Raw genomic sequence first — 15012 nt, 5'->3', positions numbered from 1 at the left:
AAGCAGGGCCCGTCTCCCTGTCCTCGAGTACGATGCGCCGCCCCGCCGGGCGGCGTAGTTTCGAGGGCAATCTGAATCAGTCCGACCGGGAGACATTTCATGGCCACCACCACCAACCACGCTGAAGGTACTGTTGCCCGCCTCGAAGGCAAGGCCTGGGTACGCGAAGCGGACGGCAGCCTGCGCCCGATCCACCTTGGCGATCGCATCGCCGAGGGTCAGGTGGTGGTAACGGACAACGGCGCGGTGATCGAACTGCGTGGCCCGCATGGCGACCCGGTGACCCTGGGCGGCGGGCGCGAGGTGCTGGCGGACGCGGGCTTGCTGACGCAGGACGCAGTGCCGGCGCAGGATGCAGCCCTGACGCCGCCCGACGCCGAACTCGAACGCGTGATCGCATCGCTTAACGCGGGCGCCGACCCGCTTGCCGAACTGGACCCGACGGCGGCAGGCCTCGGTGGTGGTAGTGGTGGCGACGGGCACGGTTTCGTGCGCCTGCTGCGCATCAGCGAAGGTGTAGACCCGCTGAGCTTCCAGACGAGCGGCCCGATCGCGACCGACACGGTCGAGCAGCAGACGCTTTCAGCCATCACCACCGACGCCAACGCGGCGCCGGAAGCAGCCCCACTGTCGGTGACCCTGCCTGAAGACACCAGCACCGGCATCCGGCTCGACGGCGTGCTGAGCGACCCCAACGGCGACCCGATAACGCTGGTTGGCACGCCCACGGCTAGCGTCGGCACTGTCACCGTCAACACCGACGGCACCCTCACCTATACCCCGCCGCCCAACTACAACGGGCCGGCAACAATCATCTACACCGTCAGCGACGGCCGCGGCGCCACCACCGACGGCACCATCACCGTTAACGTCACGCCGGTGAATGACGCACCGACCGCAACCAACGTTGCCGTCACAACACTGGAAGACACGCCTGTTGCAGGCCGCACGCCGGGGTCGGACGTTGATGGCGATACGCTGAGCTACGCCAAGGGCTCGGACCCCACGCACGGCAGCGTCACCGTTAACACCGACGGCACCTGGGTCTACACCCCGACGAAGGATTACAACGGGCCGGACTCGTTCACGGTCACCGTGTCGGACGGCAAGGGCGGCACGACAACGGCCACCGTCAGCGTCGGTGTCACGCCGGTCAACGACGCGCCGGTTCCCGGCACCACCGATGGGCCCGCCGGCACGCCGGTCAGCGATGCCAACATCGACCCGGCAACCGGCCACTACACGCTCAGCACCCCCGAGGACACGCCGATCAGCGGACAGGTGAAGGCCACGGACGTTGATGGCGACAGCCTGAGCTTCGCGAAGGCGAGCGACCCGGCTCACGGCAGCGTCACCGTTAACACGGACGGCACCTGGACCTACACGCCGGCGAAAGACTTCAACGGGCAGGACAGCTTCACCGTGACCGTATCGGACGGCAAGGGCGGCACGGCCCTCGCCACGGTGGATATCGGCGTCACCCAAGTAAATGATCCGGCAACCATTTTGCCGGGTGCAGCCGGTGGAGATGCCGGCGCGGTGAAAGAAGACGTAAGGCTGACCGCTAGCGGTCAGTTGGTGGTCTCCGACGCGGATGCAGGCCAAGCGGTGTTCCAGCAGCAGACGGCAGTGGCAGGCACACACGGTTCGTTCTCAATCGACGCCGCGGGCAACTGGACATACCTCCTCAATAACACCGACCCTGCGGTGCAAGCGCTGGGCGAAGGCCAGTCGCTGCCGAGCGAAGTGTTCACGGTCAAGAGTGCCGACGGCACGACCAGCACGGTGACCGTGGCGATCACCGGTACCAACGACGGTGCGCAGATTACGCCGTCGGTTCCGGGCGGTGACACCGGCAGTGTCACCGAAGACGCGGTGCTGCTGGCTTCCGGCAAGCTGCAAGTCAGCGATGTCGACACCGGCGAGGCAAGCTTCCAGGCCGGCACTCAGACCGGCACCTATGGCTCGCTCACGATTGACGCTGCCGGCAACTGGAGCTACTCGCTCAACAACGCAGCGGCCAATGTGCAGTCGCTCAAGGGCACTGACACGGTGACCGAGACGATTGTTGTGAAGAGCCTGGATGGCACGCCGCACAGCATCGTGATCACGGTGCACGGCCAAGACGAAACGACCGCGTCGGGCAACGGTACCGTACAGGAAGACACCACGCTAACCAGCACGGGCACGCTCACCACCTCGGGGGTCGCCACCTTTGTGCCGGAGACCGCGGCAGGCGCATACGGTGACCTGGTGGTTGCCGCTGACGGCACGTGGACGTACACGCTGCGCAACGCCGATAGCGCGGTGCAAGCGCTGAATGGAACAGACAGCAAAACGGAGACCTTCACGGTTGCGCTGTCCGACGGATCGAGCACCAGCATCACGATCAACGTGCTCGGCACCAACGATGCCGCGCAGATCAACCCGTCCGTTCCGGGCGGTGACACCGGCAGTGTCACCGAAGACGCGGTGCTGCTGGCTTCCGGCAAGCTGCAAGTCAGCGATGTCGACACCGGCGAGGCAAGCTTCCAGGCCGGCACTCAGACCGGCACCTATGGCTCGCTCACGATTGACGCTGCCGGCAACTGGAGCTACTCGCTCAACAACGCAGCGGCCAATGTGCAGTCGCTCAAGGGCACTGACACGGTGACCGAGACGATTGTTGTGAAGAGCCTGGATGGCACGCCGCACAGCATCGAGATCACGGTGCACGGCCAAGACGAAACGACCGCGTCGGGCAACGGTACCGTACAGGAAGACACCACGCTAACCAGCACGGGCACGCTCACCACCTCGGGGGTCGCCACCTTTGTGCCGGAGACCGCGGCAGGCGCATACGGTGACCTGGTGGTTGCCGCTGACGGCACGTGGACGTACACGCTGCGCAACGCCGATAGCGCGGTGCAAGCGCTGAATGGAACAGACAGCAAAACGGAGACCTTCACGGTTGCGCTGTCCGACGGATCGAGCACCAGCATCACGATCAACGTGCTCGGCACCAACGATGCCGCGCAGATCAACCCGTCCGTTCCGGGCGGTGACACCGGCAGTGTCACCGAAGACGCGGTGCTGCTGGCTTCCGGCAAGCTGCAAGTCAGCGATGTCGACACCGGCGAGGCAAGCTTCCAGGCCGGCACTCAGACCGGCACCTATGGCTCGCTCACGATTGACGCTGCCGGCAACTGGAGCTACTCGCTCAACAACGCAGCGGCCAATGTGCAGTCGCTCAAGGGCACTGACACGGTGACCGAGACGATTGTTGTGAAGAGCCTGGATGGCACGCCGCACAGCATCGAGATCACGGTGCACGGCCAAGACGAAACGACCGCGTCGGGCAACGGTACCGTACAGGAAGACACCACGCTAACCAGCACGGGCACGCTCACCACCTCGGGGGTCGCCACCTTTGTGCCGGAGACCGCGGCAGGCGCATACGGTGACCTGGTGGTTGCCGCTGACGGCACGTGGACGTACACGCTGCGCAACGCCGATAGCGCGGTGCAAGCGCTGAATGGAACAGACAGCAAAACGGAGACCTTCACGGTTGCGCTGTCCGACGGATCGAGCACCAGCATCACGATCAACGTGCTCGGCACCAACGATGCCGCGCAGATCAACCCGTCCGTTCCGGGCGGTGACACCGGCAGTGTCACCGAAGACGCGGTGCTGCTGGCTTCCGGCAAGCTGCAAGTCAGCGATGTCGACACCGGCGAGGCAAGCTTCCAGGCCGGCACTCAGACCGGCACCTATGGCTCGCTCACGATTGACGCTGCCGGCAACTGGAGCTACTCGCTCAACAACGCAGCGGCCAATGTGCAGTCGCTCAAGGGCACTGACACGGTGACCGAGACGATTGTTGTGAAGAGCCTGGATGGCACGCCGCACAGCATCGAGATCACGGTGCACGGCCAAGACGAAACGACCGCGTCGGGCAACGGTACCGTACAGGAAGACACCACGCTAACCAGCACGGGCACGCTCACCACCTCGGGGGTCGCCACCTTTGTGCCGGAGACCGCGGCAGGCGCATACGGTGACCTGGTGGTTGCCGCTGACGGCACGTGGACGTACACGCTGCGCAACGCCGATAGCGCGGTGCAAGCGCTGAATGGAACAGACAGCAAAACGGAGACCTTCACGGTTGCGCTGTCCGACGGATCGAGCACCAGCATCACGATCAACGTGCTCGGCACCAACGATGCCGCGCAGATCAACCCGTCCGTTCCGGGCGGTGACACCGGCAGTGTCACCGAAGACGCGGTGCTGCTGGCTTCCGGCAAGCTGCAAGTCAGCGATGTCGACACCGGCGAGGCAAGCTTCCAGGCCGGCACTCAGACCGGCACCTATGGCTCGCTCACGATTGACGCTGCCGGCAACTGGAGCTACTCGCTCAACAACGCAGCGGCCAATGTGCAGTCGCTCAAGGGCACTGACACGGTGACCGAGACGATTGTTGTGAAGAGCCTGGATGGCACGCCGCACAGCATCGTGATCACGGTGCACGGCCAAGACGAAACGACCGCATCGGGCAACGGTACCGTACGGGAAGACACCACGCTAACCAGCACGGGCACGCTCACCACCTCGGGGGTCGCCACCTTTGTGCCGGAGACCGCGGCAGGCGCATACGGTGACCTGGTGGTTGCCGCTGACGGTACCTGGACCTACACGCTGCGCAACGCCGATAGCGCGGTGCAAGCGTTGAATGCAACGGACAGCAAGACGGAGACCTTCACGGTTGCGCTGTCCGACGGATCGAGCACCAGTATCACGATCAACGTGCTCGGCACCAACGACATTGCCAGCATCCAGGGGCCGGGGGTTGGCGCCGTGCAAGAGGCCGGCGGCATTGCGAACGCCATCCCGGGCACGCCCAACGCGTCCGGCACGCTGCTGGCCGCCGATGCGGACAACGGCGAAGCGGGCTTCCAGGCAGTTGCTCCCGCCGCGCTCAACGGCACCTACGGCACCTTCACCTTCAACGCCGCGACCGGCGCCTGGACGTACGCACTCGACAACGCCAAGGCCGCGACGCAAGCGCTCACCAACGGCCAGATCGTGCATGACACGCTGACCGTCACGAGCCTGGATGGCACCGCCACCAAGGCGATCGATGTGACGGTGACCGGTGCCAACGACACCGCCGCGATCACCGGTACTGCGACCGGCACGATGACCGAAGACGTTGCCGTCACCTCGGGCAACCTCACTGCGTCGGGCAACCTGGCGGTGACCGATGTCGATTCGGGTGAAGCGGTCTTCGCGACCCCGGCGACGCTGGCCGGCACCTACGGCACCTTTACCTTCAACACCACGACCGGGGCCTGGACCTACGCTGCGAACAACGCGCAGTCCGCAATCCAGTCGCTCGGCGCAGGCCAGTCGCTGACGGACTCGATCACGGTGAAGTCCGCGGACGGCACCGCTTCGCAAGTGATCTCGGTGACCATCAACGGCACCAACGATGGCGCAGTCATCACCCCCGCGACGCCGGGTGCCGACGCGGGCGCCGTGAAGGAAGATGTGACGCTGACCGCGAGCGGCCAACTCGTCGTCACCGATGTGGATGCCGGTCAGGCGGTGTTCCAACCGCAGACGGCGGTCGCCGGTGCGCACGGCACCTTCTCGATCGACGCCGCGGGCAACTGGGTCTACACGCTCAACAACGCCGATCCGGTGGTGCAGGCCTTGGGCGAAGGTCAGTCGCTGCCCAATGAAGTATTCACGGTGAAGAGCGCCGACGGCACCGCCAGCACAGTCACAGTTTCAATCACCGGCACCAACGACGGCGCGCAGATCACCCCGTCCGTACTCGGCGCGGATACCGGAGCGGTGAAGGAAGATGTAACGCTCACGACCGGCGGCCAGTTGCAGGTCTCCGACGTCGACGCCGGCCAAGCGGTGTTCCAGCCGCAGACTGCCGTTGCCGGTGCGCATGGCTCGTTCTCGATCGATGCATCGGGCAACTGGACCTACACGCTCAACAACGCCAACCCGGCGGTGCAAGCGCTGGGCGAAGGCCAATCGCTGCCGAGCGAGGAATTCACGGTGAAAAGTGCCGATGGCACCACCAGCACCGTCACGGTCGCCATTACCGGCACCAACGATGGTCCCGTCGCAGCGATCGACACCAACAGCCTGGTCAAAACGGATACCACTGCAGCGTCCGGCAACGTGCTGACCAACGACAGCGACATCGATACGGCGCATGCAAGCCTGATCGTGTCTGCCGTGGGCGCCACGCCGGTAAGTGGCACCACGGTGGTGGTGGGCAACTACGGCACGCTCACGATTCACGCGGACGGCAGCTACACCTACGTTCAGGACGCCAGCAACGCCGCTGTGATCGCGCTGAAGCCGACCGACGCGCCGCTGCATGACGTATTCAATTACACGCTCTCCGACGGTAGCGCGACGAGCAATGCCACGCTCGATATCGCGATTTCCGGTGCGAACACCGCGCCGGTCGCCATGCCTGCGCATGAGAACGTGACCGAGGGCGGCGCCCTGTTCAACGGCAACGTCGTCGCCACCGATGCCGAAAGCGACGCGCTGAGCTATTCGCTGATCTCGCCAGCACCGGCGGGGCTTACGTTCAACACCGACGGCAGCTACAGCTTCAACCCTGCCAACCCGGCTTACGACCATCTGGCAGCGGGCCAAACGCAAGATGTCGTGGTGACCTATCAAGTCGCTGACGGCAAGGGCGGTTTCGACACCGATACGCTCACCATCACGATCGTCGGTACCAATGATGTACCGGTCATCGGTGGCACCACCACCGGCACGGTGGTCGAAGCCGGCGGCGTCGCGAATGCGATCGCCGGCACGCCGAATGCGTCCGGTACGGTCACCGTGTCCGATGCAGACGCCGGCCAATCGAGCTTCCAGGCCGTCGCGCCCGCTTCGCTCAACGGCACCTACGGTACCTTCACCTTCAACGCCGCGACCGGCGCCTGGACGTACGCACTCGACAACACCAAGGCCGCCACGCAAGCACTCACCAACGGCCAGATCGTGCATGACACGCTGACCGTCACGAGCCTGGATGGCACCGCCACCAAGGCGATCGATGTGACGGTGACCGGTGCCAACGACACCGCCGCGATCACCGGTACGGCGACCGGCACGATGACCGAAGACGTTGCCGTCACCTCGGGCAACCTCACCGCCGCCGGTGCGCTCGCCGTCACCGACGTGGATTCGGGTGAAGCCGTCTTCGCGACCCCGGCCACGCTGGCCGGCACCTACGGCACCTTTACCTTCAACACCACGACCGGTGTCTGGACCTACGCTGCGAACAACAGCCAAGCCGCGATCCAGTCGCTCGGCGCGGGTCAGTCGCTGACCGATTCCATCACGGTGAAGTCGGCCGATGGCACCGCTTCGCAGGTCATCAGCGTCACGATCAACGGCGCCAACGACGGCGCCACCATCGGTGGCACCGCCACCGGCACGGTGGTCGAAGCCGGTGGTGTCGCGAATGCGATCGCCGGCACGCCGAACGCCTCGGGCACCGTGAGCGTCAGTGACGCCGATGCGGGCCAGTCGGTCTTCCAGGCCGTGGCCCCGGCGTCGCTCAACGGCACCTACGGTACCTTCACCTTCAACGCCGCGACCGGCGCCTGGACGTACGCACTCGACAACACCAAGGCCGCCACGCAAGCACTCACCAACGGCCAGGTCGTGCATGACACGCTGACCGTCACGAGCCTGGATGGCACCGCCACCAAGGCGATCGATGTGACGGTGACCGGAGCCAACGACACCGCCGCGATCACCGGTACTGCGACCGGCACGATGACCGAAGACGTTGCCGTCACCTCGGGCAACCTCACTGCGTCGGGCAACCTGGCGGTGACCGATGTCGATTCGGGTGAAGCGGTCTTCGCGACCCCGGCGACGCTGGCCGGCACCTACGGCACCTTTACCTTCAACACCACGACCGGGGCCTGGACCTACGCTGCGAACAACGCGCAGTCCGCAATCCAGTCGCTCGGCGCAGGCCAGTCGCTGACGGACTCGATCACGGTGAAGTCCGCGGACGGCACCGCTTCGCAAGTGATCTCGGTGACCATCAACGGCACCAACGATGGCGCAGTCATCACCCCCGCGACGCCGGGTGCCGACGCGGGCGCCGTGAAGGAAGATGTGACGCTGACCGCGAGCGGCCAACTCGTCGTCACCGATGTGGATGCCGGTCAGGCGGTGTTCCAACCGCAGACGGCGGTCGCCGGTGCGCACGGCACCTTCTCGATCGACGCCGCGGGCAACTGGGTCTACACGCTCAACAACGCCGATCCGGTGGTGCAGGCCTTGGGCGAAGGTCAGTCGCTGCCCAATGAAGTATTCACGGTGAAGAGCGCCGACGGCACCGCCAGCACAGTCACAGTTTCAATCACCGGCACCAACGACGGCGCGCAGATCACCCCGTCCGTACTCGGCGCGGATACCGGAGCGGTGAAGGAAGATGTAACGCTCACGACCGGCGGCCAGTTGCAGGTCTCCGACGTCGACGCCGGCCAAGCGGTGTTCCAGCCGCAGACTGCCGTTGCCGGTGCGCATGGCTCGTTCTCGATCGATGCATCGGGCAACTGGACCTACACGCTCAACAACGCCAACCCGGCGGTGCAAGCGCTGGGCGAAGGCCAATCGCTGCCGAGCGAGGAATTCACGGTGAAAAGTGCCGATGGCACCACCAGCACCGTCACGGTCGCCATTACCGGCACCAACGATGGTCCCGTCGCAGCGATCGACACCAACAGCCTGGTCAAAACGGATACCACTGCAGCGTCCGGCAACGTGCTGACCAACGACAGCGACATCGATACGGCGCATGCAAGCCTGATCGTGTCTGCCGTGGGCGCCACGCCGGTAAGTGGCACCACGGTGGTGGTGGGCAACTACGGCACGCTCACGATTCACGCGGACGGCAGCTACACCTACGTTCAGGACGCCAGCAACGCCGCTGTGATCGCGCTGAAGCCGACCGACGCGCCGCTGCATGACGTATTCAATTACACGCTCTCCGACGGTAGCGCGACGAGCAATGCCACGCTCGATATCGCGATTTCCGGTGCGAACACCGCGCCGGTCGCCATGCCTGCGCATGAGAACGTGACCGAGGGCGGCGCCCTGTTCAACGGCAACGTCGTCGCCACCGATGCCGAAAGCGACGCGCTGAGCTATTCGCTGATCTCGCCAGCACCGGCGGGGCTTACGTTCAACACCGACGGCAGCTACAGCTTCAACCCTGCCAACCCGGCTTACGACCATCTGGCAGCGGGCCAAACGCAAGATGTCGTGGTGACCTATCAAGTCGCTGACGGCAAGGGCGGTTTCGACACCGATACGCTCACCATCACGATCGTCGGTACCAATGATGTACCGGTCATCGGTGGCACCACCACCGGCACGGTGGTCGAAGCCGGCGGCGTCGCGAATGCGATCGCCGGCACGCCGAATGCGTCCGGTACGGTCACCGTGTCCGATGCAGACGCCGGCCAATCGAGCTTCCAGGCCGTCGCGCCCGCTTCGCTCAACGGCACCTACGGTACCTTCACCTTCAACGCCGCGACCGGCGCCTGGACGTACGCACTCGACAACACCAAGGCCGCCACGCAAGCACTCACCAACGGCCAGATCGTGCATGACACGCTGACCGTCACGAGCCTGGATGGCACCGCCACCAAGGCGATCGATGTGACGGTGACCGGTGCCAACGACACCGCCGCGATCACCGGTACGGCGACCGGCACGATGACCGAAGACGTTGCCGTCACCTCGGGCAACCTCACCGCCGCCGGTGCGCTCGCCGTCACCGACGTGGATTCGGGTGAAGCCGTCTTCGCGACCCCGGCCACGCTGGCCGGCACCTACGGCACCTTTACCTTCAACACCACGACCGGTGTCTGGACCTACGCTGCGAACAACAGCCAAGCCGCGATCCAGTCGCTCGGCGCGGGTCAGTCGCTGACCGATTCCATCACGGTGAAGTCGGCCGATGGCACCGCTTCGCAGGTCATCAGCGTCACGATCAACGGCGCCAACGACGGCGCCACCATCGGTGGCACCGCCACCGGCACGGTGGTCGAAGCCGGTGGTGTCGCGAATGCGATCGCCGGCACGCCGAACGCCTCGGGCACCGTGAGCGTCAGTGACGCCGATGCGGGCCAGTCGGTCTTCCAGGCCGTGGCCCCGGCGTCGCTCAACGGCACCTACGGTACCTTCACCTTCAACGCCGCGACCGGCGCCTGGACGTACGCACTCGACAACACCAAGGCCGCCACGCAAGCACTCACCAACGGCCAGGTCGTGCATGACACGCTGACCGTCACGAGCCTGGATGGCACCGCCACCAAGGCGATCGATGTGACGGTGACCGGTGCCAACGACACCGCCGCGATCACCGGTACTGCGACCGGCACGATGACCGAAGACGTTGCCGTCACCTCGGGCAACCTCACTGCGTCGGGCAACCTGGCGGTGACCGATGTCGATTCGGGTGAAGCGGTCTTCGCGACCCCGGCGACGCTGGCCGGCACCTACGGCACCTTTACCTTCAACACCACGACCGGTGTCTGGACCTACGCTGCGAACAACAGCCAAGCCGCGATCCAGTCGCTCGGCGCGGGTCAGTCGCTGACCGATTCCATCACGGTGAAGTCGGCCGATGGCACCGCTTCGCAGGTCATCAGCGTCACGATCAACGGCGCCAACGACGGCGCCACCATCGGTGGCACCGCCACCGGCACGGTGGTCGAAGCCGGTGGTGTCGCGAATGCGATCGCCGGCACGCCGAACGCCTCGGGCACCGTGAGCGTCAGTGACGCCGATGCGGGCCAGTCGGTCTTCCAGGCCGTGGCCCCGGCGTCGCTCAACGGCACCTACGGTACCTTCACCTTCAACGCCGCGACCGGCGCCTGGACGTACGCACTCGACAACACCAAGGCCGCCACGCAAGCACTCACCAACGGCCAGGTCGTGCATGACACGCTGACCGTCACGAGCCTGGATGGCACCGCCACCAAGGCGATCGATGTGACGGTGACCGGTGCCAACGACACCGCCGCGATCACCGGTACTGCGACCGGCACGATGACCGAAGACGTTGCCGTCACCTCGGGCAACCTCACGGCGTCGGGCAGCTTGGCAGTGACCGACGTTGACGCAGGCCAGGCGGTCTTTGCGACCCCGGCGACGCTGGCCGGTACCTACGGCACCTTCACCTTCAACACCACGACCGGTGCCTGGACCTACGCTGCGAACAACGCGCAGTCCGCGATCCAGTCGCTCGGCGCAGGCCAGTCGCTGACCGATTCCATCACGGTGAAGTCGGCCGATGGCACCGCTTCGCAGGTCATCAGCGTCACGATCAACGGCACCAACGACGGTGCCACCATCGGTGGCACCGCCACCGGTGCGGTGGTCGAAGCCGGTGGTGTGGCGAACGCGATCGCCGGCACGCCGAACGCCTCGGGCACCGTGAGCGTCAGTGACGCCGATGCGGGCCAGTCGGTCTTCCAGGCGGTGGCCCCTGCTTCGCTCAACGGCACCTACGGTACCTTCACCTTCAACGCCGCGACCGGTGCCTGGACTTACGCACTCGACAACAGCAAGGCCGCGACCCAGGCACTCACCAACGGCCAGATCGTGCATGACACGCTGACCGTCACGAGCCTGGATGGCACCGCGACCAAGGCGATCGATGTGACCGTGACCGGTGCGAACGACACCGCCGCGATCACCGGTACCGCAACCGGCACGATGACGGAAGACGTTGCCGTCACCTCGGGCAACCTCACCGCGTCGGGCAGCTTGGCAGTGACCGACGTTGACGCAGGCCAAGCGGTCTTTGCGACCCCGGCCACGCTGGCCGGTACCTACGGCACCTTCACTTTCAACACCACGACCGGTGCCTGGACCTACGCTGCGAACAACGCGCAGTCCGCGATCCAGTCGCTCGGCGCAGGCCAGTCGCTGACCGACTCGATCACCGTGAAGTCCGCGGACGGTACGGCCTCGCAAGTCATCAGCGTCACGATCAACGGCACCAACGACGTGGCAATGATTCAGGGGCCCGCGACGGGATCGGTTACGGAAGCTGGCGGCGTGAACAACGCAACGGCAGGCACGCCGACCACGTCGGGCACCTTGATCGTCAGCGACACCGATGCGGGTCAGTCGAGTTTCCTGGCTCCCGCATCGCTGGCAGGCACCTACGGCAACTTCACCTTCAACACAACGACGGGTGCCTGGACCTACACGCTCGACAACACGAAGGCCACCACGCAGGGGCTAGTTGGCGCCCAGGTGGTACACGACACGCTTACGGTCAGCAGCCTTGACGGGTCGGCGTCGAAGACCATCGACGTCACGGTCACCGGTGCTAACGACAACGCGGCAATCACTGGCTCGGCAACGGGCTCGGTGACGGAAGATGCTGCAGTGTCTGGTGGCAACCTGATCGCGTCAGGTGCACTGACCGTGACCGACGTGGATGCAGGTCAGGCCGTATTCCAGTCGCCGGCTTCGCTCGCCGGCACCTACGGCACTTTCACCTTCAACACCAGCACCGGAGCCTGGACTTACGCGGCCAACAACGCACAGAGCGCAATCCAGTCGCTCGGCGTCGGTCAGACCCTGACCGACTCGATCACGGTGAAGTCGGCCGATGGCACGGCCTCGCAAGTCATCAGCGTCACCATCAACGGCGCCAATGACGCTCCAGTGGCCGCAGCCGATACCGCGGCGGTCAAGGAGGACACCACGCTGACGGCAACCGGCAACGTGATCACCACAGCCCCTGGTCGCGACACCGATGTCGATGGTGACCCGCTCACCGTCACCGGTGTCACCAGTGGAACGCCGGCCACCACACCCGGTGGCGGCGTGGGAACTGCGATCGTGGGCACCTACGGCACCCTGACGCTCAACAGTGACGGCACGTACAACTACGCGCTGAACAACACCAGTACCGCGGTGCAGAACTTGACCGCCGGGCAGGTGGCCAACGATGTCTTCACCTACACGATCAGCGACGGTCACGGCGGCACTGCCACCACGACGCTGACCGTGGCCGTGACCGGCACGCAGGATCTCACCGCCGGCACGCCGTCTGTGGTCAGCGTAAATGCCACCGGCCTTAACGGGGAGTTCTTCGGCTACAACGAAACGGCCAGCCCTGGTAGCGGCTACCGTACGCACAGTGATGATGGCACGGCCACTTTCGGCAACCATCTGGTGGCGGGCAACCTCAACTCGGTTGAGGATATGTACACCATCATCAACGGCCGCAACGCCCTCGCGGGTGGCAGTAATAACCTGGTCGGCAGCTCGGCCACGGCGACCACCAACGCCGCCGACGTGGCGTTCAAGGCCCGCTCGCTGGACTACGGTTTCAACCCTACGGTGAACTCGGCGCTGGGCTCTAACAGCAACGTGGCTGCTGGCTCGGCCCTGCCCACCGGTGACGGCAACGCAAGCTCGACGACACGTGGGCTCAGCAACTTCCTCGATCAGGACCAGCCCACCGGCATCGTTCAGACAGGCGCCGGCAATACCGGCGGCACGTCGGGCCTTGGCCTCACCACGGACGCGGCAATTCGCCTCTCTGGCCAGATGTACGTCCAGCATGGCTCGTATGACTTCCGCGTCACCGCCGATGATGGCTTCCGCCTCAATGTCGCCGGACAGACGCTGTTGGAATATGACGGCAACCAGGGCCCCACCACGCGCATCTTTACCAACGTTGCCCTTGGCGATCTGAACGGCGGCTTGCAAGCATTCGAGCTGCTTTATTGGGAGCAAGGCGGCAATGCGCGTCTGCGCATCGAGTACAAAGCCAGCGGCGATCCAGCATCGAGCTACCAGGTGATGGCGCTCACCAACACCGCGCTATTTACCAACGAGTCAGCGCCAACGCTCGTCGATCCGCGGATTCAGGATCTGGTGTACGACGCCGCCTCTGGTTCGTGGCAACTGCGCACCGGCAGCATTCTCGACGGCGACGCATCGAACAATACGATCACCGGTGGTACCAGCCGCGACTGGCTGACAGGTGGGGCCGGCGATGACACGCTGATCGGCAACGGCGGCGCAGATACGCTCGACGGCGGAGCCGGCAATGACATCCTGAACGGCGGGATCGGCAACGATCTCCTCACAGGCGGTGCCGGCACCAACACGCTGACCGGCGGTACCGGCGATGACACCTATCGCCTGACAACCGGCACCGACACCCTGGTCGAGAACGCCAACGAAGGGACGGACACCGTCATCCTCGACAGCACGTACTACGCCGCACATCCGACGGTGACGATCTATACGCTCGCAAGTAATTTCGAGAACCTGACCGCCGAAGGCTCGTTCGCCATCAACTTGTCCGGCAACTCGGCGAATAACCGGATCGAAGGCAACAGCGCGGCCAACGTGATCAGCGGTGGAGGCGGCAACGACTACATCGTGGGTGGCGGCGGCAATGACACGCTGACCGGTGGCAGCGGATCGGATGTGTTTGTCTGGCACCTTGCCGATGCTGGGCCCACCGGCACGCCCGCGGTGGACAAGATCACCGACTTCACTTACGGAGGTGGATACAACAACATCCAGTCCGGCACGGCCGGCGTGCCGACAGGCGGTGGCGATGTGTTGGATCTGCGCGATCTGCTGCAAGGCGAGCACACCAGTTCGGGCAATACCGGTAACGCCGCCTCGGCGGTCGAGATTTCGAACCTGCTGAATTACATCGACGTCGAGGTAACCGGCAGCGGTGCGACCCTCGCCACCGTTCTGCACATCAGCAAATCGGGTGGTTTCACCGGCGGAACCTTCAGCGCTGGCGCGGAAGACCAGACGATCGTGCTGCAGGGGGTGAACCTCTACACGGCGACGAGTGTCACGGCTGGCGACGAAAGCACCCTGCTCAAGACGCTCATCAAGAACGGCACCTTGATCGTCGATTGAAGCTGGAAACCTGACCGCCTCAACCCAACGAGGCCGCTCAAGAGA

Annotated in this window: 1 protein-coding gene; it reads left to right on the top strand. The window is 65.0% G+C overall.

Annotated features, from left to right (window positions below; genetic code table 11):
- Nucleotides 1-99: 99 nt before the first annotated feature.
- Nucleotides 100-14967: a VCBS domain-containing protein gene (locus tag JY500_RS06955; RefSeq protein ID WP_206255696.1), complete on the top strand. Its 14868-nt coding sequence runs from the start codon at nt 100-102 to the stop codon at nt 14965-14967.
- The last annotated feature ends 45 nt before the right edge of the window (nt 14968-15012 follow it).

The sequence above is a fragment of the Niveibacterium microcysteis genome, assembly GCF_017161445.1.
Lineage (GTDB): Bacteria > Pseudomonadota > Gammaproteobacteria > Burkholderiales > Rhodocyclaceae > Niveibacterium > Niveibacterium microcysteis.
This window is presented reverse-complemented; position numbering and strand designations above follow the sequence as displayed.

Bases quoted from the DNA above. Each gene is read 5' to 3' on its own strand.
- JY500_RS06955 (WP_206255696.1), top strand. From the start codon at position 100: ATGGCCACCACCACCAACCACGCTGAAGGTACTGTTGCCCGCCTCGAA.